This is a genomic window from Microbacterium sp. C23T (assembly GCF_053345975.1).
This window is the reverse complement of sequence record NZ_JBKFBD010000001.1, coordinates 59458-79418: the sequence shown is the minus strand read 5'-3', so window position 1 is coordinate 79418 and position 19961 is coordinate 59458. Positions and strand designations below refer to the sequence as shown.

Annotated in this window: 19 protein-coding genes; 10 read left to right on the top strand and 9 right to left on the bottom strand. The window is 67.5% G+C overall.

All coding sequences use genetic code 11. From position 1 onward, the window contains the following. Positions 1–488 precede the first annotated feature (488 nt). Positions 489–1430 (top strand): diacylglycerol/lipid kinase family protein, encoded by a 942-nt coding sequence (locus tag ACLBXX_RS00370; RefSeq protein ID WP_447656340.1) that lies wholly within the window; start codon positions 489–491, stop codon positions 1428–1430. A 26-nt stretch (positions 1431–1456) separates the two neighbouring features. Here ACLBXX_RS00370 and ACLBXX_RS00365 read toward each other — a convergent pair whose 3' ends face one another. Beyond that, the gene (locus ACLBXX_RS00365; protein ID WP_447656338.1) at positions 1457–1765 is read right to left on the bottom strand and encodes a hypothetical protein; all 309 of its coding nucleotides are present in this window, start codon (positions 1763–1765) and stop codon (positions 1457–1459) included. A 446-nt stretch (positions 1766–2211) separates the two neighbouring features. Between ACLBXX_RS00365 and ACLBXX_RS00360 the strand changes: the two genes are divergently transcribed. Next, positions 2212–3066: a hypothetical protein gene (locus tag ACLBXX_RS00360; protein ID WP_447656337.1), complete on the top strand. Its 855-nt coding sequence runs from the start codon at positions 2212–2214 to the stop codon at positions 3064–3066. A 211-nt stretch (positions 3067–3277) separates the two neighbouring features. On the opposite strand, the gene ACLBXX_RS00355 is transcribed toward ACLBXX_RS00360, so the two are convergent. Continuing rightward, positions 3278–3850 (bottom strand): YdeI/OmpD-associated family protein, encoded by a 573-nt coding sequence (locus ACLBXX_RS00355; RefSeq protein ID WP_447656336.1) that lies wholly within the window; start codon positions 3848–3850, stop codon positions 3278–3280. Between the two features lie 226 nt (positions 3851–4076). Between ACLBXX_RS00355 and ACLBXX_RS00350 the strand changes: the two genes are divergently transcribed. Further along, a complete protein-coding gene (locus ACLBXX_RS00350) occupies positions 4077–5105 on the top strand; it encodes a magnesium and cobalt transport protein CorA (RefSeq protein ID WP_447656335.1) in 1029 nt (342 codons plus the stop codon). Beyond that, a complete protein-coding gene (locus ACLBXX_RS00345; protein ID WP_447656334.1) occupies positions 5096–5296 on the top strand; it encodes a phosphatase PAP2 family protein in 201 nt (66 codons plus the stop codon). The genes ACLBXX_RS00350 and ACLBXX_RS00345 overlap by 10 nt, the downstream gene beginning before the upstream one ends. A 16-nt stretch (positions 5297–5312) precedes the next feature. Here ACLBXX_RS00345 and ACLBXX_RS00340 read toward each other — a convergent pair whose 3' ends face one another. After that, positions 5313–6884: a molybdopterin-dependent oxidoreductase gene (locus ACLBXX_RS00340; protein ID WP_447656333.1), complete on the bottom strand. Its 1572-nt coding sequence runs from the start codon at positions 6882–6884 to the stop codon at positions 5313–5315. A gap of 303 nt (positions 6885–7187) precedes the next feature. Here ACLBXX_RS00340 and ppk2 point away from each other — a divergent pair, with 303 nt between their 5' ends. Further along, positions 7188–8021 (top strand): polyphosphate kinase 2, encoded by an 834-nt coding sequence (gene ppk2, locus ACLBXX_RS00335; protein WP_447656332.1) that lies wholly within the window; start codon positions 7188–7190, stop codon positions 8019–8021. 52 nt (positions 8022–8073) lie between these two features. On the opposite strand, the gene ACLBXX_RS00330 is transcribed toward ppk2, so the two are convergent. Then, positions 8074–8814, bottom strand: coding sequence for a phosphatase PAP2 family protein (locus ACLBXX_RS00330; protein ID WP_447656331.1), 741 nt, complete (start codon positions 8812–8814; stop codon positions 8074–8076). Between the two features lie 184 nt (positions 8815–8998). Here ACLBXX_RS00330 and ACLBXX_RS00325 point away from each other — a divergent pair, with 184 nt between their 5' ends. Both ACLBXX_RS00325 and ACLBXX_RS00320 read left to right on the top strand, forming a co-directional pair. After that, positions 8999–10051: an AI-2E family transporter gene (locus ACLBXX_RS00325; RefSeq protein ID WP_447656330.1), complete on the top strand. Its 1053-nt coding sequence runs from the start codon at positions 8999–9001 to the stop codon at positions 10049–10051. Positions 10052–10138: 87 nt separating this feature from the next. Next, on the top strand, positions 10139–10519 hold the full coding sequence (locus ACLBXX_RS00320) for a RidA family protein (RefSeq protein ID WP_447656329.1): 381 nt from the start codon (positions 10139–10141) through the stop codon (positions 10517–10519). 1 nt (position 10520) lies between these two features. Here the strand turns inward: ACLBXX_RS00320 and ACLBXX_RS00315 are convergent, their stop codons facing one another. Continuing rightward, positions 10521–11261 (bottom strand): ABC transporter permease, encoded by a 741-nt coding sequence (locus ACLBXX_RS00315; RefSeq protein WP_447656328.1) that lies wholly within the window; start codon positions 11259–11261, stop codon positions 10521–10523. A 1-nt stretch (position 11262) separates the two neighbouring features. Next, positions 11263–12174 (bottom strand): ABC transporter ATP-binding protein, encoded by a 912-nt coding sequence (locus ACLBXX_RS00310; protein ID WP_447656327.1) that lies wholly within the window; start codon positions 12172–12174, stop codon positions 11263–11265. Positions 12175–12285: 111 nt separating this feature from the next. Here ACLBXX_RS00310 and ACLBXX_RS00305 point away from each other — a divergent pair, with 111 nt between their 5' ends. Then, positions 12286–15162 (top strand): HAD-IC family P-type ATPase, encoded by a 2877-nt coding sequence (locus ACLBXX_RS00305; RefSeq protein ID WP_447656326.1) that lies wholly within the window; start codon positions 12286–12288, stop codon positions 15160–15162. A 75-nt stretch (positions 15163–15237) separates the two neighbouring features. Here ACLBXX_RS00305 and ACLBXX_RS00300 read toward each other — a convergent pair whose 3' ends face one another. Then, positions 15238–15921, bottom strand: coding sequence for a phosphatase PAP2 family protein (locus tag ACLBXX_RS00300; protein ID WP_447656325.1), 684 nt, complete (start codon positions 15919–15921; stop codon positions 15238–15240). 180 nt (positions 15922–16101) lie between these two features. Between ACLBXX_RS00300 and ACLBXX_RS00295 the strand changes: the two genes are divergently transcribed. Continuing rightward, on the top strand, positions 16102–16617 hold the full coding sequence (locus ACLBXX_RS00295; protein ID WP_447656324.1) for a GNAT family N-acetyltransferase: 516 nt from the start codon (positions 16102–16104) through the stop codon (positions 16615–16617). Here the strand turns inward: ACLBXX_RS00295 and ACLBXX_RS00290 are convergent. Both ACLBXX_RS00290 and ACLBXX_RS00285 read right to left on the bottom strand, forming a co-directional pair. Beyond that, positions 16604–17647 carry a zinc-dependent alcohol dehydrogenase family protein gene (locus ACLBXX_RS00290; protein WP_447656323.1) on the bottom strand — a complete coding sequence of 348 codons (1044 nt, stop codon included), beginning with the start codon at positions 17645–17647 and terminating at the stop codon, positions 16604–16606. The two genes, ACLBXX_RS00295 and ACLBXX_RS00290, sit on opposite strands and share 14 nt — an antisense overlap. 26 nt (positions 17648–17673) lie before the next feature. Continuing rightward, complete coding sequence (locus ACLBXX_RS00285; protein ID WP_447656322.1) at positions 17674–18906, bottom strand: MFS transporter; 1233 nt, start codon at positions 18904–18906, stop codon at positions 17674–17676. 2 nt (positions 18907–18908) lie between these two features. Here ACLBXX_RS00285 and ACLBXX_RS00280 point away from each other — a divergent pair, with 2 nt between their 5' ends. Then, entirely contained in the window at positions 18909–19958 is a 1050-nt protein-coding gene (locus tag ACLBXX_RS00280) for a helix-turn-helix transcriptional regulator (RefSeq protein WP_447656321.1), read from the top strand. The last annotated feature ends 3 nt before the right edge of the window (positions 19959–19961 follow it).

Sequence of the window (19961 nt, the reverse complement as noted above, 5' to 3'; positions counted from 1 at the left end):
GTCGACACAGTCGCCAACCGCAGGTCGCGGCGGGCCAGCAGGGGCCCGCACCGAGTCCGTCCGGAGTTGATCAACCGGGTCCCATCCCAGCCGCACGCGTGCGCTTGCTCGCGCGCGGACGCGCGCTCGACTCGCCGTTCGGCGATGTTCCGACTCCGGTGTGTGCGGCGCGCATTTTATGCCTCCGGGATTGTGTGCGCCACCGATCGACGGAGGTCACGAGCGAACCGCATACTTGCGGCAGCTGCGCCGGCGCCGATGACCGGCATCCGGCGGGGACTCTGTGGGTGTGATGTTGAAGAAGACCACGCACAGGTCGTCTGTCAAACGGGTCCCGAAGCGCCTGCACACGGCGGAGTTGGCGCGTCTGCAGATCGAGTTGGTCGAGATGCGCCGAACTGGCGGCAAGAAGTAGCACGAACGAGGATGGCGCCGGCCGATGCACCCCTGGGGGTGCCGGCTCGATCGCCGCGGAGAGAAGGGGACCGATGCGCATCGCGATCGTCTGGAATCCATCGAAAACAGAGAAGGAACCTCTCGAGACGGCGCTCGCTGACGCGCTCGACGGGATGCCGACCGCCGACGTCCGCTGGTTCGAGACGACGGAAGATGATCCTGGTCGGGGAGCTGCCACGCGGGCTCTGGAGGCTCCGACTGATGTGCTCGTCGTCGCGGGCGGTGATGGGACGGTCCGTGCCGTCGCCGAGTACCTGGCTGAATCGATGGCCGAGGTCGAGCTGGCGATCATCCCGTTGGGCACCGGCAACCTGTTCGCTCGAAACCTGGACGTGCCCATCGACGACGCTCCGGCGGCGTTTCGGCGGGCGTTGGAGGGTGAGGGCCGGGCGGTCGACGTGGGTTGGATCGAGGTGACGACGGAGGGTGGCACCGAGCGACACGGGTTCGTCGTGATGGTCGGGTTCGGGCTCGATGCGCAGATGATCGCCGAGACCGATGAGCAGCTCAAGGATCGGGCGGGCTGGCTCGCCTATGTCGAATCGCTCGGACGAGCAATATCCGGGAGCGACGTTCTGTCCTTCGGAATTGCCGCGGACGGCCGAGAACCGTGGACCGAGAAGGGGCACACGCTGCTGATCGGCAACTGCGGCACCCTGCAAGGCGGCCTGAAGATCATGCCGGATGCTGACCCGTCCGATGGCGAACTGGACTTCCTCGTGCTCAGCGCCGAGGGACTCGCGCAGTGGCTGAGCACGGTGAAGACCATGGTGTGGGACGACGGGCTGAAACGCCTCATGAGCACGACCGAGAAGACCGCAGAGTCCAGCTCGGAATCGCTTCAACGTGGGCGGGCCGAGACACTCGCGGTGACCCTCCCTTCGCCGCGACTCCTCGAAGTCGATGGCGAAGAGCTCGGCGAAACCCGCGAGTTCACCGTGACGGTTCAGCCGTCGGCCATAACTGTGCGGTGACCGAATCCGCACATCGAGGTCCGACCCTAGCCTCCCGTGAATGCCACCGTCGCGATCTCGGATCCCGCTTCCGTGCAGGACTGCAAGACCGCGGACCACTGCTGATCCAAGTCCTTCGCCCCGATCTCCCCGCGACCATACGCCGCGAGCGCTACCGGCGGGACGGCCGACTGGAGCGCAGACACGGAGTCGCTCACTGGCCCCTCACCACGCGTGGGCACGCGACTGAGCACGATCGTCGCGAGCCGATACCAGCCGCTTTGCTCCTGCGTGCTCATGCGCCCTTCGCTCACCGCGACATCGGCATTGAATCGGATTGACACGATGTCACCCATCGCCAGACACGTCTCGGCATCCGTCACATCACTGGATACGGAGGCCGACGCCGGCGCGGGGATCGTGCTTCGCTCCGGGCTCGGAGCGGCCGCCCCGTCCTCGACGGTGTCGCCGCCCGGAGATGCGCATCCCGTCAATGCCAGCACGCCCGTCAATACAACGGACCCAACCACCTTGCGCACACTTCTCAAGACCCAGCGCTCCTCGTCATTAGACTTCCCACGCTCCCCAGTTGCCATGAGCCCGTCCCGTTGCGCCGTGGGCGCGCAGGGGTGGATAACCAATCTCCGCGACTCTCGACGGAGAGTAACTGCCGGGCTCACTCCGATGGGTCGGACCAAGCAAGTTGTGGATAAATCAACCGCGGGGCGCCGCGCCGCGACGACTGAGCCCGCCGCGAAGCCTGCCCAACCCCTCGCCGCGAAAAGTGAACGAGCTCCGAAGGTTGTCGCACGCCAAGGACCTGGTGTGCCAGTATCCGAGGAACCACCGGCAGATCGGGATGCGCATGTCGATGAAGGATCAGCTCGCCAGTCCCACAGCGACGACCACCCGTGCTCCGTGGGGACTCGTGGTCGCGGCAACCCTGCTCGCCGGTGCGACCATCGCGCTCATCTGGCTGGCGGCCGTTCCCTGGGGACCGATGGTGTGCCCGGCGATCTACCCGATGCCGAGCTACTGCATCCCCGAGAACCGAACCGGTGTCGCGGTGATCGCCACGATGACCGTCGCGCTCGTCTACGCGGCAACCGTGGTGGCGGCGATCGCCGGCGACCGCTGGCTGCGCCTCGCCAAGGCCGGGACCGGCGTGCTCATTGCTGCGCCGATCGTGACTTACCTCTGCGTAGCGTTCATCCCGGGCTTCGCGTTCTTCTCCTCCCCGCAGACCTCCATCCCGGTGCCGGTCGCCGAAGCATCGCAGTCGCGGGCGTACGCCGATATCCCGGAGTTCGCAGCGCCACAGACAGAAGAGGACCTTCTCCCCGGCGGGATGAGCTCGAACACCCAGCCGATCGAGCCATCCACGATCCGCAACGTCGGCACCATCGACGGTTACACGATCTTCATCGCGCAATCCGTCGATTTCGAGAATGTCTGCTTCGTTGCCCTGGTGACTGACATCGACCTCGAAGTCTCGTCGGGTTGCGCGAGCTGGACGGGCCCGAGCGATTCACCGGTCGCCGCGATGTGGGGTGTCGACGAGAACCTCCAGGTGCTGCTCGGAGACCCGGCCCTTGTCGACGCCACAGGTGAAGCAGTCCCAATGTCTGATAGCGTCACCGCGTACCGCACGCGGTGAGCGGCAGAGCGCGCTCACGGCGCTGGGAGAAGCGCGTCTCGGACTACCTCACACGCTCGGCACTGCGCAACAAACCCTCACTCTCCGCCCGCGCTAGCGGTCACGGACGCCGGCTGACGGGTCACGGCGCTGCCGAGCGCGCGCAGACCGCCATGTAAGGGCGTCGGTTTGCTCGAACTCACTCGAGCCGCGGATCGGCGTTTCGACGAGCTCAGTGGAGGGTTTCGCCCCGTTTCAGCATCTCGACGTACTCGGCGACGCGGGCAGCGCGCGACGCGGGCCGCTTCAGGTTGGCGACGCGGAAGGCCATCGCGAACCGGTTCTGCGCCGACTGAGATGCGAAGGCTTCCGCGATCTTCGGGTCCGCCTCCAGGGCCTCGCGCAACTCCGCGGGGAGGTCGCCGTCGCGCTGCCGATATGCGCGGTCCCATCGCCCGTCGGCCTTGGCGCGGTCGATCTCGAGCTGACCCTGGGGACGCATGCGACCTTCCTCGATCAGCCGGGTCACGTGGCCGATGTTGACCTTCGACCAGATGCTCCGCGGTCGTCGGGGTGTGAAGGTCTGCAGGAAGTAGTCGGCGTCGAGGGATTGCTTCTGCCCATCGATCCACCCGAAGCACAGCGCGATATCGAGCGCCTCGGCGTAGGTGATCCCGGGTCGGGTCGTGGTCGTCTTCCGCAGCCGAAGTCGGATCCCGTTCGGGTCAGGGTCCGAGTCGAGCCAGGCTTCCCAGTCCGCGACGGTGTCCACGTGCAGTTCGGGCTTGTTCGCGCGGTCGGCCATGGCGGCAGGATAGCTCTCGTCCGGGTGTCGGAGACGTCGTGCCTTCCCAGGGCGCGACGTCATCCGGAAGTCCTCTCGGGACGCGTGCGCCGATCGTGCAACGTATGCGACTACGGAGGCGGGGGCGCAGCATCCCTGCACAACAACGTGGCCGCGATGTTTACGGTTGGATGACCGCTGATGCTCAGCTCTCCCGACGTCGGTTTGCGGGTGGGAGACTGACGGCGTGACGTTGATTGATGACGCGATCTACGTCCAAGGTCGTCGGGTGGCGAGTCCTGCCAGCCTCGCCGGCACCCTCGAAGCACTCGACGAGCTGGGTGGCTTCGCGTGGATTGGTCTCTACCGCCCGGATGAGCGCGAGCTCGGCATCGCCGCGGCGGAGTTCGGGCTGCATGAGCTGGCGGTCGAAGATGCCTTGACGGGCCATCAGCGCGCCAAACTGGACCGATATGCCGACACCAGATTTGTGGTGCTGCGCCCCGCTCGGTACATCGACGAGGACGAGACCGTCGAGTTCGGCGAGGTGCACTTGTTCGTCGGCGGGAACTTCATGATTGCGATCCGTCACGCGGAATCACCCGATCTGCGCCGGGTGCGGGCCCGGCTTGAAGGCTCGCCCGAACTGCTCGAGCGCGGCCCGCTGGGCGTGCTGTATGCGATCGTCGACCAGGTCGTGGACGAGTATGAACCAGTGGTCAAGGGGCTGCAGGCCGACATCGACGAGATCGAGTTCCAGCTGTTCTCGGGAGATCGCGCGGTGACGAAGCGGATCTATGACCTTTCGGGCGAGGTCATGGAGTTGCAGCGCGCGATTCGGCCGCTGACCGCCATCCTGACAACGCTGCGTCATGACCTCGAGTCGGAGTTGCGGGATGATCCGCACGCGTTGGAATTGAGGCGTTCCTTCCGCGACGTCCTCGACCACGTCTTGAGCATCACCGAGAAGACGGAAGAATTCCGTCAGACGCTCACGAATGCCTTGATGACGCACACGACGTTGGTCGCCCAGCAGCAGAACGATGAGATGCGACTGCTCACGGAGACGAGCCTGCGGCAGACCGAACAGGCGAAGAAGATCTCCGGATGGGCCGCCATCATCTTTGCGCCGTCATTGGTCGCCGGCATCTACGGCATGAATTTCACGGTCATGCCGTGGCTGTCTTCGCCGTGGGGCTTCGCTTTCGCCATCTTCATCATGGTGGGATTCGGGGCCGTTCTGTACGTCGTCTTCCGCCTCCGTGGATGGCTCTGACAGCGTTCGGCCGAACAATCGGCGCGCGACGACTACTGACACACCGCGGCCCCCTCCTTCGGCACGGGATTCCCGGGGCGATCGCGTTCTCGCGGGTCTACCGCGGCCAGCACCACATCTCCGACACCGTCGCGGGCGCCATCCTCGGACGGTGGAGCGCCGCCGTGGTGCGGCAGGAGCTGATCTCGTAGGCGGGCGGGCCGGGTGCTAGGCGACCGAGATCAGGGAGCGCTGCCAGCCCGAGGAGCCGTTGGGTGCGATCGGTGCGGCCTCCTCGAGTTGCAGCTCGCCGTTCTTGTTTGCGGCTCGCACCGAGACGTAGTGGGTGCCCGGTGTGGCATCCCACTCCACGAACCATTGCACCCAGGTGTCGGTGTTGATCGGGGTCGATAGGGTCGCCGGCTGCCAGTCGCCGTCGTCGATGCGCACTTCGACGGCTTCGATGCCGACGGATTGCGCCCACGCGACCCCGGCGATCGGGATCCGGCCCGCGGCGACGGTCTTTCCGATCTTGGGGGTGTCGATTCGTGAGGAGAACTTGATGGGCGCTTGTTCGCTGTAGCCGCGAGGGGTCCAGTACGCCTGGTCCTGTGCGAACGTGGTGACCTTCAGTCCGGTCAACCACTTCGTGGCGGAGACATAGCCGTAGAGACCGGGTACCACCATCCGGACGGGGAATCCGTGCTCCAGTGGCAGCGGCTCACCGTTCATCCCGATGGCGAGGATCGCGTCGAGCCCGTCGTCGGTGAGGGCCGACAGCGGGGTGCTCGCCGTGTACCCGTCGATGCTGCGGGAGAGCACCATGTCGGCGCCGGACTGCGGCCCCGCGAGGCGGAGGATGTCGCGCACCGGCACACCCAGCCAGATGGCGTTTCCGACGAGCTCGCCCCCGACCACGTTGGACACACATGTGAGAGTGATCGCGTACTCATCGAACCCCATGGTGAGCAGATCGTCGAAGCTGAGCTCGACGATTCGGTCGACCATGCCGTCGATGACCAGCCGCCAGGTGTCGGGGTTCACGGTGGGAACGGTCAGGGCAGTGTCGACCCGATAGAAGTCCGCGTTCGGGGTGATCAGGGGAGTGACGCCCGGGATGTCGAGTTCGGCTCCCGTGGGCAGCGTCACGGTCGACCGCGGCGCCGGCAGGCGCAATGCTCGCCGGACTGCTTCCACTGACGAGGTGGCCATGCTCACCGCTCGCGCGGTGACGCCGACGATCACCGCGGCGGCGCCGGTGACACCGGCGAGCACGAAGAACCGGCGCCGATCCATCCCCGCAGGGCTCCCGTTCGCCGCAGCGCTGGGCTCCGGTCCAGCGGTCGAACGCTGCCAGCCTCGAAGGCGCCGACACAGCACGATGAGCACGATCGAGCCCGCGATCGCTCCGATCACCGGTGGCAGGAATGCGAGCGGAGTGACACCTGCTCGGGTCACGATCGCCGCGACCGAGAGCGCCCCCGCGACACCGAGTGCGACAACGCCGAGGGGCGGCCGCAGGAACTGCAGAACCCCGGCGATCGCGGAGGCGATCACCACCGCAAGCCCGAGCCCGGCCAGCAAAGCGATCTTGTCGAACTCGCCGAAGGTGGCGATCGCGAGCTCCTTGAGCGGCTGGGGAACGATGTCGATCACGAAGGAACCGACGGCCAGGATCGGGCTGGCCTCCCGAGCAACCAGCAGCGCGACCAGCTCCGAGACCGCGAGGAACACGACCGCGCTGACCACGCCGGCCAGCGCCGCGAGTGCGAAGAACTTGCGCGGTCGTCGTTCTGCCACGATGCACCCCCCGGTTCACGAGCCGTGTGCTCGACGGTTGTTCGGAGCGCCACCGCGATCGGATCGGACGCACGGCGGCCGACCCGGTCGCCGTGGCAGCATCCAGCAACCCGCGTCGCTGAAGACCGACACCAACACGCTGACCAGCATTCTCACGGGAGTCGTCCGTACTGAGCGGTCGACCGCGCTGCCCTGCCTCAACTCGGCGCGCTGCGCAAGCCCTGGCCGGCGTTGACGTCGGCGGGCAGGATGATGCGCGGCAGAAAGCGCGGTGATCGTCGCCGGGTGAACGCAGGGGGAGCTGTGGCGAAGAAGAGCAGTACGAAGACGCCGGTGCGGCAGGCGCCCAAACGGCTGTATAAGGCCGAGTTGAAGCGTCTTCAGATCGAGTTGGTCGAGATGCAGCGATGGGTGGCGAAATCGGGCGCGCGCGTCGTCGTGATCTTCGAAGGGCGTGACGCCGCAGGCAAGGGGGGAGCGATCAAACGGGTCACCGAGTACCTCAATCCCCGGCATACGCGCGTGGTCGCGCTCACCAAGCCGTCCAAGCGCGAGCGGGGCCAGTGGTACTTCCAGCGGTACATCGAGCACCTGCCCACCAAAGGTGAGATCGTGCTGATGGACCGGTCCTGGTACAACCGAGCCGGGGTGGAGCGGGTCATGGGGTACTGCACGGATGAGCAGTACCAGAGGTTCCTGCGGCAGGTGCCGGTCATGGAGCAGCACCTCATCGAGGACGGCATCATCCTGATCAAGTACTGGTTCTCGGTCTCGGATGACGAGCAGCAGGCGCGCTTTCTCGCGCGGCGCGAAGATCCGATGAAACTGTGGAAGCTGTCGCCGACGGACCTGGAGTCGATTCGCCGGTGGGAGGACTACTCCCGCGCGAAAGACGCCATGTTCGCCGCCACCGACACCCCTGGTTCGCCGTGGTGGGTCGTCGAGAGCGACGACAAGCGCAGCGCGCGCTTGAACGCGATCAGCCACCTCCTCGAGAGCATTCCCTACCATCACCTGGACCGGCCGAAGATAGAGATTCCCGACCGCCCGAAGGCGGACGACTACGAGCGACCACCGATCGAGCAGTTCCGTTACGTTCCCGACATAGCCGCCCAACTCGGCAAGAAGGGCAGCTGACAGCCGGTAGAGCGGCTCTCCCAGCCGACGGCTCGGCGAACCCTCGCCCGGGTCACTGCGGCGCGGGTGGCGGGTTCTCGACGGTGGGGGCGGGCGGAGCGACCTTGATCCAGATCGGCGGATGCGGGGTTCTGCGCTCGCGGTAGAGCAGGTACGCGAAAGGTGCCCAGATGATGACGGCCACGCCGACGCCGATGAGCATCCCGCCGATGGTGTCTGATATCCAGTGCGCGCCGAGGTACGTGCGGCTGAGCATCATCAGCAGCGTGTAGGCGGCACCTACGATCCACACCCAGGTGCGCCAGAAGATGATCCCCAGTGTTGTCGCGATCACTGCGGCATTCGCGCTGTGGCCGGACGGAAAAGAGCCGAAGTCGGACACGACGAGAATATCGGTGGGTCGGGGGCGACCCACGAGATTCTTGATGACGAGAACGACCAGTTCGCTCGCGATTGTGGCGCAGACGAAGTAGAGAGCCGCCCACGGCCTTCGCCAGACCAGGAGCCCGGTGATGATGACGAGGGGAACGATCGCGATCCCGCTGATACCGCCACCGATCCAGTTGAAGACGAGGGCGGGGACGGTGAAGATCGGCGCGCGCGCCTCGACCAACTCGGACATCCACTCCACTTCGAAACCGAAGGGCTTGTCGGCCTGACGGTAGAAGATCAGCGCGCCCAACAGCACGACCAGCAGCAGTGCGGCGGCCGCCGAAACCACCCACCATAAGCGAGCGATCCGCACCGGCGCGGGAGCTGCGCCGTGGACCAGCTCCGAGACCTCGTCGTCCATCAACTGATCGTACGTTCGCGTCCGCTCAGATGGGCCGGGGGGTCTCCCTCCTGTTCCTCATCCTCGCCGCCCGGCCTCGTGGTCGTGCACGCCTTATACGCCTGATCGGAGGCGATTGCCATCCCGGGCGAGGTCCACGCCGTCGACATACTGTCGACTCGGGCGGAGGACTGAGGAGGCCGACATGAAACTCCAGCAGCCTTTTCGCACGGCGCTGATCGCGACGCTCGGTGTGGGGGTGGGGCTCTTCGTGATCGGGGGGATCCAGACGCTCTCCACGATCCTCCTGTACGTAGGGACCGCGCTGTTCCTCTCGTTGGGGTTGGATCCCATCGTCACGTGGCTGCAAGGGCGGGGACTGCGCCGATGGGTTGCCGTTCTCGTCACGCTGCTGGCCGTGCTCATCCTCCTGGCCGGGGTGATGCTCCTGATCGTGCCGATCATCTCCCAGCAGATCGGGCAGCTCGTCAAGGCGATCACGAAGGGTGTCCAGTCCGGTGCCCTCGTGGATGGCATCGAAGGGTGGATCACGAGCGTCTTTCCCGGTGTGGATCTGCAAGAGATCACGAAGTACATGCAGGACTGGCTGGGCTCGCTGGACTACGCGTCCATCGGAGGGGGACTCATCGCCGTGGGGGCCACCATTCTGGGCGGACTCACCGGGGCATTCATCGTCGTCATCCTGACGATCTACTTCACCGCGGCCGTCCCGAACCTCAAGCGGGCGGTGTTCCAGCTGGTTCCTGCGTCGAAGCGGGCGCGCTTCATGGAGTTGAGCGAGCAGATCACCGACTCCGTCGGCTACTTCGTCATGGGCCAGGTGAGCCTCGGCGTGATCAACGGCGTGCTCAGCGCGATCTTCCTCACCATCATCGGTGCACCGTTCCCCGCGGTGCTGGCCGTCATCGCGTTCCTGTTCTCGATCATCCCGCTCGTCGGCACCCTGACCGGCTCGGTGCTGATCGTGGGCGTCTGCTTCCTGCCCGGTCTCGGTTCACCGACGACCGGGATCATCGCGGCGATCTACTACCTCGTCTACATGCAGATCGAGGCCTACGTGATCTCCCCGCGCATCATGAACCGTGCCGTATCCGTGCCGGGCGCCGTCGTCGTCATCGCCGCACTCGCCGGCGGCGCGCTACTGGGAATCCTCGGCGCGCTGGTCGCGATCCCGATCGCGGCGAGCATCCTGATCATCTACCGGCAGGTCGTGATCCCCCGGCAGAACGAACGGTGACGACGTCAAGGCTCGCCTGACAGAGTGCGCGACGAGCGTCCAGGCGGCTGTGGGACACACGGCAACAGCGAGCGTATGCTTCGCGGCATGGCGAGAGTAATCATCGCGACGGATGACGCCCCGAGTTCCCCGCTCTTCAGCCAAGGCATCCGGGCCGGTTCGACCATTCAGGTGTCGGGCATGGTCGGGATCGATTCCAGGACCGGTGTGCTGGCGGAATCGATCCAGGACCAGACTCGCCAAGCGATTCGAAACTGCGAGATCGTGCTCGAAGCTGGTGGGTCGTCCCTCGACGACGTGACGATGGTCACTGTGCTTCTCGCGGACCCCTCGGATTTCGCCGGCATGAATGAGGCGTACGCGCAGGTGATCGGTCAGACACCGCCGGCGCGGGCGGTCGCGAGGCTGGGGCCGGAGTTGCCCGGCATCCGCGTGTCGATACTGATGACGGCTCACGTCGAGGGCTGAGCTACTCCCAGCGGAAGAAGCGGACGGCGGCGGTGCCGAGGATCGCCGTCCACACCACCATGACGACGATGTCCTTGAGACTGGGCCAGTCGCCTGCCGTGGTGGCAGCGAGGGCGAGTGCTCCCGCGCCGAGCGGGGTCAGCGCCACGATGTCGCCCAGCAGCCCGGGCATCGCCTGCACCGGAAACCAGACGCCCGCGGTGAACATCGTCGGGAAGAGCAGCGCCGTCCCGAACGCCGTCGCGACCTTCGCCGTGCGGGCGACGCCACCGACGAGTCCGCCGAGAGTCAGGCACGACGCGAGCACCAGCAGGTAGACGAGGATGAAGCCGATCGCGTTCCGCGGCAGCGCGACCCCATAGACGAAGAACCCGAGGAGGATCGGCAAGGCACCGCCCACGATCGCTGCGGCACCGTAGATCAGATACTGCGATTGAAGCGCGCTACGTGGTTTCACCGGCGTTGTGGCGAGGCGACGCAGGATCCGCTGCTCCCGATATGCGGCGAGCACGATCGGGAGCGCCGACAACGACGCCATGAGCATCGCCAAGATCACCGCGACGGGTACATACAGCGCGAGGAAGCTGACCCCGCCCGCTCCCAACGGCTCACGAAGCACCGGAACGAAACCGAGGGCGACGATCAGCGCTGCCGGGAACCCGACGATCCAGAAGATGTAGCCGGGCTCGCGCGAGAACAGTCGCAGCTCGGACTTCAGCAGTGCGAGTGTGGACGAAGCCATGTCACTCCTGCCCCTCGCGGCTGGTGAGGTCGAGGAAGGCGTCGTCGAGCGTCGCGTCCACGATGCGGAGGCGATCAGGATGCACGCCGCGATCCGCGAGCACCTGCAGCACCGGGAGGACGGCCTCGTCCGTGAGGCTCAGCTCCACCCTCCCGTCTTCGCGCCTGCGCACGGCTGCGACGCCCAAGACTCCTTCGAGCAGCGGAGCATCCACCGGGACCGTTGTGGCGAAGCTCATCACGGTGGGAGCTCCGATCCCCCCGATCACGCCCTCGGGGGTGTCGAGCGCGGTGATGCGACCCTGGTCGATCACCGCGAGCCTGTCGCACAGGTGGCGGGCCTCCTCCATGAAATGCGTGACCAGAACGATGGTGGTGCCGGCATTCCGGGCCTCGTCGACGATGTCCCACACCTCGCGACGGGACCGCGGGTCCAGACCCGTGCTGAGCTCGTCGAGAAGCGCGACCCGTGGTCGGCCGACCAGCGCGAGCGTGATGGCGAGGCGCTGCTGCTGGCCCCCGGACAGGTTGCCGTAGCGGGTATCGAGCTTCGGGCCGAGACCGAGCCGGTCGGCGAGGGCGACGCCGTCGATCGGGTCGTCGTAGAACGACGCGTAGAGGGAGATCGCTTCGCGCACGGTCTGCTTCGCCGGGAGCCCGGCCTGCTGGAGCTGGACACCGACAAGCTTCGTTGTGCTGTCCCGGTTCCTCACCGGATCGAACCCGGCCACCCGGACGGCACCGGCATCAGGTTTGCGCAGACCGGCGATGCACTCCACAGTGGTGGTCTTGCCCGACCCGTTCGGTCCCAGGATGCCGAAGATCTCGCCCTCATCGACCTCGAGGTCGATCGCGTCCACGGCGACCGTCGAGCCATAGGTCTTGCGGAGCCCGCGGACCTCGATGATCGCCACGCGAGTCAGTCTGACAGTCCGCTCCACACCTGACCACTGCCTCTCGGCGTCAAGGCATCAAAGAACCCCACTGCTCGGCGGCCCCCTGCGGAACGCCGCTACCCTGAACCCGTGCCGCCCGTAGAGCTCGACACCCAGCCGACCGGATTGACCGAGGCCGAGGTTGCGCAGCGAGTCGCCGCCGGCCGAACGAACCTCTATCGCCCCGATTCGAGTCGCAGCGCGGGGAACATCGTTCGAGCGAACGTGTTCACCCTCTTCAACGGGATCGTGTTCGCGTGTTTCTTCGTCCTCTTCCTCGTAGGGCGCTGGCAGGACGCGCTGTTCGGCTTCGCGGCGTTCGCGAACTCGATCATCGGGTGCATACAGGAGTTCCGCGCCAAAGCGGCGCTCGATCGGCTCGCACTCCTCAACGCATCGTCGGCGCGTGTCCTGCGCAACGGCGTCGAGCGGGACATCCCACCGTCGGAGGTCGTCGTCGATGACGTGCTCGTGCTGCGGGCCGGCGATCAGGTTGCAGCAGACGCTGTCGTTCTCGGTGCGCGCACCCTGCAGATCGACGAGTCGATGCTCACGGGCGAGTCGGATGCTGTCGACAAGCGCCCCGACGACGAGGCCCTGTCGGGGTCGATCGTCGTGGCCGGGGAGGGTTACGCCCGTGTCGACAAGGTGGGTGCTGACTCCTACGCGAACCGGTTCGCGGGCGAAGCGAAGCGGTTCTCACTGGTCGCGAGCGAACTGCGGTCATCGGTCAACCGTGTGTTGAAGTGGGTGGGCTGGATCATCGGGCCCGTCGGGCTGCTCGTCTTCAACGCGCAGATCATGGTCGCCGGAGGCTACGAGACTGCGTTCACGTCGGGTTCCTGGGTGCAGGCGGTGGTCAACACCATCGCCGCACTGACCGCGATGATCCCCCTCGGTCTCGTTCTGATGACGAGCATCGCCTTCGCGGTGGGGGCGGCGAAGCTCGCCGGCAAGCAGGTGCTCGTCAACGAGCTTCCGGCCGTCGAAGGTCTGGCCAGGGTGGATGTCGTCTGCCTCGACAAGACCGGAACGCTCACCATCGGCGACATCGCGTTCGACCGCGCGGTCCCGCTGAGCGACGCTCCCGAGCCGGCTCGCTCAGCGGCCGATCGCGTCCTCGGATGGTACGCGGCCGCGCCCGATGCGAACGCAACGGCGCGGGCGATGCGCGACGTGTACGCGGATCCCTCACTCGAGGCATCCCGTTATATCCCGTTCTCGTCGGCGCGAAAGTGGAGCGCCGTGTCACTCGATGATCAGTCCGGCGCTTGGGTGATGGGCGCGCCTGAGATGATCTTCGAGGATGCCGCGACCTCGGCGTCCGGCGAGCTCGGCACAACCGTCACCCGCCTCGCCGAGTCGGGCCGGCGGACGCTGGTGCTGGCGCTGTCTGCAGAGGTGCTCACTGACCGGGAGGTCGCGGCGGAAGTGCTGCCGTCCGGCCTCGCGCCGGTGATGGTGCTGACATTCCGCGAGACCGTGCGACCGGATGCCGCGCAGACCCTCGAGTACTTCCGTCAGCAGGGCGTCGACATCCGCATCATCTCCGGCGACAACCCCCGCACCGTCGCCGCCATCGCCCGCGAGGTGGGGCTCGACGTGCCCGACGGGTTCGATGCCCGCCAGCTCCCCGACGAGGACTCCGCCCTGGCCGACGTGCTCGAGCACGAGACCGTGTTCGGACGGGTCACCCCCGAGCAGAAGAAGCGGATGGTGGTCGCACTGCAGAGCCGCGGGCACACGGTCGCGATGACGGGCGACGGAGTGAACGACGCGCTGGCGATCAAGACGGCGGACATCGGCATCGCGATGAACTCAGGATCGGCCGCCACGAAGGCAGTGGCCCGATTGGTGCTCCTCGACGGTCAGTTCTCACACCTGCCGGACGTCGTCGCCGAAGGAAGACAGGCCATCGCCAACATCGAACGCGTGTCGATGCTGTTCCTCAACAAGACCGTCTACGCCACGGCGCTGGCGATCATCTTCGGCGTGCTCGTGCTGGAATTCCCGTTCCTGCCGAGGCAGCTGTCGATCACTGACGGCCTGACCATCGGGATCCCGGCGTTCTTCCTCGCGCTCATGCCGAACGCGCAGCGCTACGTCCCGGGATTCCTGCGACGGTCGCTGATCTTCGCCATCCCGTCCGGGATCGTCATCGCGCTCGGCCTGACCTGGTACACCCTCGTCGCGAATGGGCTGGGGGTCAGCGAGCCGCAGCTGCGCACCGGCGCGACGATCATCCTGGCCGTCGTCGGCATCTGGGTGCTGGCGGTCTTGTCGCGCCCGCTCAATCGCTACAAGGTGCTCATCATCGGAGCGATGTTCATCGCTCTGATCGGCGTCTTCACGATTCCACTGGCGACGACGTTCTTCGAATTGGTCGACCCGGGCGAGGATCTCGCGCCCGTGATCGCCGGAATCGCGATCGTGATGATCCTGGCGATCGAAGTCGTGCGATACGCGCATCGCCGCCTGACCCGAGCGACGACGGCGGCCGAGTCAGAGGGGCGAGCAGGTCCCGCGCCCCACCGCTCCCGCGGGGCCCTGGTCGTGACCACGCTGGTCGCCGTGTTGGCCTACGGGGGCGCCCTGCTTTCGGTGCTGCTGGGAACGGCCGTGTTGCTGGCTCGCTACGACGCGCCCGATGCTGCGACGATTCCCGTCTTCTCACTCACCGGCGCCGGACTGATCCTGCTCGGGCTGCTCGTGCTCAGCGCTGCCGCTGGACTCCGCCGGGGCAGCGGGTTCTCCCGCCTGCTGGTGACCGTGTGGTTCGGACTGCTGGCCGCGCTCAGCGTGCTGCTGCTGCTCGGGAGCGACCGCTGGGACTGGACTTCGGCGGCCAGCGCAGCCGTGGCCGCCGCGGTCATCGTGCTGCTGTGGACGCCGCCGGCGTCGGCCTCGTTCGGCCGCATCAGAGACTCATCGATCAGCGCCCGGCTGACCCCGGAGGATGGTCGCTGAGTTCTGTCGGCGCCGGTGCTCGACGGCACCTGCGCCGAAGCGCAGCCGGTCAGCCGGCGTCCGACCGCCGTCCGGCTAGGACGAGATCAGCTCCCGCCGCACCACCGCAGCGGCCCACCGTCCCAGGATGGCGCCCGCGACGGTGTCGGAGATGTGGTGCTGGCCGCGGTACACCCGCGAGAACGCGATGGCCCCGGGAATTCCGTACCGCAGGAAGGGGCCGAGAAGCCGAGCGCCACGCGCGCCGTGGCGCTCGAGCAGGTCGGCGAGCGTGCCGTGGAGGGCGAAGGCTGCCGCCGTGTGCCCGGAGGGGAACGACGACGTCGCGTGCGGCTGCTCCGGGCGCCACACCCGCTCGGGTCGTGGTCGTCCCACGAGTGCCGCGGATGCGACGAAGCACGCGGTCTCGAGGGCGAGCGCCGCTGCGGGAGCGATCGCTGAGCGACGGTCGCGCGTCAGAAGCCAGGTGATGCCGCACCAGATCGCCCCGTTGGCGATGGTCTGCGGCACGCCGGAGTACCAGGAGAGCGGCGCGGTGACCCGGTCGATCGTCTCGCGCGGCCCGGTCGGGCCGGCGGGGTCAGTCGCGCCGGCGGCATCTCCGTCGTCCGGCCGGTGTCCGAACGAGTCCTGAAGCGCGCGCACGGCCCGGTCCTCGCGCGGGTCGTCGCCGCCGAGGAGCCGCATCGTCCGTCCAGCCGCAGCGAACACAGCGATCGCGACGAACCCCGGCAGGACGACGGCTCGGAGCAACGGCATGCCCACAGGCTAGTGGCGTGGCTGGGATGGGAGTAGGTCTGGGTCTGGCCCGCGTCAGGCGTGCGGGAACTCGCGGGAAGCAGGCGATTGCGTGGGTTCCGCGGGCTCGGGAACGCTGGTCTCGCAGGTCAGCTGTTCCCCTCCCGGACACACCTCCGCTCGCGGACTACGCTCGACGACGTGATCATCCGGCCGGCATCAGCCGACGACCTCGCGGACATCAACGCCGTCCATGAAGCATGCGGCAGGCGAGCCTGGGACTCCGCGGTTCTGGACGACGTGGACGATCGGCTCATTGTGGTTGCCGTCGCCGACGGCAAGATCGTCGCCGCCGCAAAGACCCACCACCAGTCGACGCCCGACGGCGGTGCGCCAGAGGGGTACTACCTTGGCGGACTGGCCGTGCATCCTTCCCACCGCCGAGAGGGCATCGGTCTGGCTCTGACCCGAGTGCGGATCGAGTGGGTGTGGGCGCGTGCCGACGGCGTCCTCTACTTCACCGACGAAGACAACCTCGCCTCCCTGCGGTTGCATGCGGCGTTCGGATTCGAGGAGATCGCGCGCCTGCCCACCATTCTCGGCGCGCGAGCGAACCGTGAGCATCTCGTTCTGTTCCGCGCCACCCGACCAGGAGTCGCTGAGCCCCGAGCGACATACCAGCCGCGAACTACTGCAGCGGGGGTCACGGGGCGATGAGGACCTTGAGCGTGGTGCGCTGGTCCATGTCGCGGTATCCGGCCGGGACGCCCTCGAGGTCGGTGGTGGCGTCGAACACCTTTCCGGGGTTGATCTTCCCGTCGAGGATGTCGGGCATCAGCTCGTCGATGTACGCGCGCACGGGTGCGGGGCCGCCGGCGAGGCGGATGTTGTGGCGGAAGAGGCTGCCGAAGCCGATCGGTGCGTCCTCGTACTGGGGCACGCCGACGCGGCTGATCACGCCACCGCGACGGACCACACCGAGCGCCTGCTCGTACGCGGACATGTACCCGACGGCTTCGAGCACGACATGGGTGCCGTGTCCGCCGGTGAGCTCGCGCACCTGGGCGATGCCCTCCTCGCCTCGGGCGGAGACCACGTCCGTCGCGCCGAACTCCCTGCCGAGGTCGGTGCGCACCTGATGGCGGCCCATGAGGATGATCTGCTCCGCACCGAGGCGCTTCGCCGACAGGACTCCGAGCAGTCCGACCGCGCCGTCGCCGATCACGGTGACCGACGAGCCGGCCTTCACGCCGCCGGCGACCGCGGCGTGGTACCCGGTGCCGAACACGTCCGACAGCGTGAGCAGCGACGGGATCAGCGCCGAGTCGGCGGCGACAGGCAGCTTGACGAGGGTCCCGTCCGCGAGCGGCACACGCACCGCTTCGGCCTGGCCGCCTTCGTCGGGGATGCCGTCCCAGAAGCCCGCCTCGTGGTGGAGGCAGGAGGTCTGCAGGTTGTCCCTGCAGATCTCGCAGACATTGTCGGAGATCGCGAACGGCGAGACGACGAGGTCGCCCTTCTTCACAGTCACGACGTCGGACCCGACTTCTTCCACGACGCCGATGAACTCATGACCCATGCGGGCAGGTGCGGTCGCAGCATCCATCGAGTGATAGGGGTGCAGGTCGGACCCGCAGATGCAGGATGCAGTGATCCGGACGAGCGCGTCCGTGGGGTTTTTGATGCGGGAGTCGGGGACGTTCTCGATGCGGACGTCGCCGGCACCGTACATGAGCGTGGCACGCATATTCGTGTTTCCTTCGCGGTTGAGGTTCAGGAGTGCGCCGGGCTGCGATGACGCAGAACCGCGAGCGCGATGGTCGGGATGAGGGTGAGCGCGACGATGACTGCTCCGATGGTCGCCGGCCCGTGAGTGCCGAGCGGGCTGGACAGAGCGGCACCGGCGATCGCGGTGCCCATGGCGGTACCGGCGTTGAAGGCGGAGACCGCGAGCGCGGAGCCGAGGGTCGCTGCTCGCCCGGCGGAGCGGACGACGAGATGGATGAGCACGCCGTTCGCGCTCAGTCCGAAGAGGCCCAGCAGAACCACGAGCCCGGTCATCACGAGCGGGGCGCCCGCGGTGACGCTGATGGCCGCCAGGATCGCGGTGGTCACGGCGGGAGTGAGGATCGTGACGAGGCCGGGGTGACGGTCGCCGTAGCGGCCGCCCAGCACCGTGCCGACGAACGACCCGATGCCGAACCCGGTGAGCACGAGCGGGACGTAGCCCGCATCGACGCCGCCCTGATCGGTGAGGATCGGCGCGATGTAGGAGTATGCGGCCAGCACGCCGCCGGTCGTGGTGATGCACGCCAGCAGCGCCAGCCACAGGCTGCCTGACCGAAGCCCGCCCAGTTCGCGCCGGACTGACGAGACAGGTTGGTCCGGATCGTCGGAAGGCACGAGACGGGCGACGAGAACGGTCGCGATGACGGCGGCGACCGCGAGCGCCCAGAAGGTGGTGCGCCAGCCGCCCGCCTGTGCGATGAACGCGCCGATGGGGACGCCGAGGACGGTCGCCAGTGCGCCGCCCGCGGTGACGACGCCGAGGGCGCGGGCGCCCGCGCTCGCGCCGGCCGCGCGGGTGGCCACCACAGCCGAGACCGCCCAGAACGCACCGGTCGCCACCGCGGTGACGAAGCGGGCGCCGAGCAGGATGGCGAAGTCTGAGGTGAGGGCGACGGCGACGTGCCCCGCGACGAAGATCAGCATCGCGGTGATCAGGGTGAGTCGCTTCGACATTCGCATCGTGAGCAGCGCCATCAGCGGGGCGCCGATGATCATCCCGGCGGCGAAGACCGTGATGAGGCTTCCCGCCTGTGCGAGTGAGATCTGCAGATCCGTGGCGACTTCGGGAAGGATGCCGGCAACCACGAACTCCGTCGTCAGCATCAGGAACGTCCCCACCGCGAGCACGTACACGACGAGCGGCAGCCGCGTCCGCGACGGGTCGGTCGACGGGGCGGTCTCTCGCGGCCGGGCGGCCTGGATGCTGTCGGTGGTCATCGGTGGCGCCTCCTTCGGATGTCCGCGGATCTCGCGGCGACAGCATCCATCACATCCCGGCGCTCGCGGGCGCGGGAGGTCGGGTTTATAGGGGGTACAGGCTCCACCCCCTACGGCGCCGCGCCCGGGGTTACCGTGGGGGAATGGAGAGCCCGAGCAACCGCGATGACATCCGGGACTTCCTCGTCAGCCGGCGCGGACGCATCGCCCCCGAGCAGGTCGGGCTGCCCGCCGGCAGCCGCCGACGTGTGCCGGGCCTGCGCCGCGAGGAAGTCGCGGTGCTGTCCGGGGTGAGCACCGAGTGGTACACCCGCCTCGAGAAGGGACACATCACCGGCGTCTCGGAGGAGGTCCTCGGGGCCGTGGCGCGCGCTCTCGAGCTCAACGACGACGAACGCGAATACCTCTTCGATCTCGCCAAGGCCGCCCGCCCCACGGTGCGGCGCGAGCCTCGTCCCAAGGATGGGGCTCTCGACGGCCCGGTCCGCTGGCTGATCGACTCCGTGACGCTGTCTGCCGTGTTCCTCCGCAACGGCCGGCTCGACGTCCTCGCGACCAACCCGCTGGCCCGCGCCCTTCACGGCCCGATGTTCGAGAGCCCCACCGCCGTCGGCGACCGGGCGAACTTCGCCCGCTTCCACTTCCTCGACCCCGCCGCTCGCGACTTCTTCGTCGACTGGGAAGGGGGCGCATCCGCCACGGTCGCCCTGCTGCGAGCGGAAGCCGGGCGCGAACCCAATGACCGCGCGCTTCGCGAGCTCATCGGAGAGCTCTCCACCCGCAGCCACGACTTCACCCGGCTGTGGTCATCTCACGACGTGCGCAGCCGCCACGAAGGACTCAAGCGCCTCCGCCACCCCGTCGTCGGCAACCTCGAGCTCACCTATCAATCCGCCGAGCTCGCCAACCCGAACCGCGCGGCGCGGACCCTTAACCTCTACACCGCCGAGCCGGGCACCCCTCACGAGGACCGCATCAAGCTCCTCGCGAGCTGGGCTGCGACGAACGCCCCCGGCGAGGCAGGGCGCGTGGCCGAAGACCTGCCCAGCTAATCC

Bases quoted from the DNA above. Each gene is read 5' to 3' on its own strand.
- ACLBXX_RS00370 (WP_447656340.1), top strand. From the start codon at position 489: ATGCGCATCGCGATCGTCTGGAATCCATCGAAAACAGAGAAGGAACCT.
- ACLBXX_RS00365 (WP_447656338.1), bottom strand. From the start codon at position 1,765: ATGGGTGACATCGTGTCAATCCGATTCAATGCCGATGTCGCGGTGAGC.
- ACLBXX_RS00355 (WP_447656336.1), bottom strand. From the start codon at position 3,850: ATGGCCGACCGCGCGAACAAGCCCGAACTGCACGTGGACACCGTCGCG.
- ACLBXX_RS00345 (WP_447656334.1), top strand. From the start codon at position 5,096: ATGGCTCTGACAGCGTTCGGCCGAACAATCGGCGCGCGACGACTACTG.
- ACLBXX_RS00330 (WP_447656331.1), bottom strand. From the start codon at position 8,814: ATGGACGACGAGGTCTCGGAGCTGGTCCACGGCGCAGCTCCCGCGCCG.
- ACLBXX_RS00325 (WP_447656330.1), top strand. From the start codon at position 8,999: ATGAAACTCCAGCAGCCTTTTCGCACGGCGCTGATCGCGACGCTCGGT.
- ACLBXX_RS00320 (WP_447656329.1), top strand. From the start codon at position 10,139: ATGGCGAGAGTAATCATCGCGACGGATGACGCCCCGAGTTCCCCGCTC.
- ACLBXX_RS00315 (WP_447656328.1), bottom strand. From the start codon at position 11,261: ATGGCTTCGTCCACACTCGCACTGCTGAAGTCCGAGCTGCGACTGTTC.
- ACLBXX_RS00300 (WP_447656325.1), bottom strand. From the start codon at position 15,921: ATGCCGTTGCTCCGAGCCGTCGTCCTGCCGGGGTTCGTCGCGATCGCT.
- ACLBXX_RS00290 (WP_447656323.1), bottom strand. From the start codon at position 17,647: ATGCGTGCCACGCTCATGTACGGTGCCGGCGACGTCCGCATCGAGAAC.
- ACLBXX_RS00285 (WP_447656322.1), bottom strand. From the start codon at position 18,906: ATGACCACCGACAGCATCCAGGCCGCCCGGCCGCGAGAGACCGCCCCG.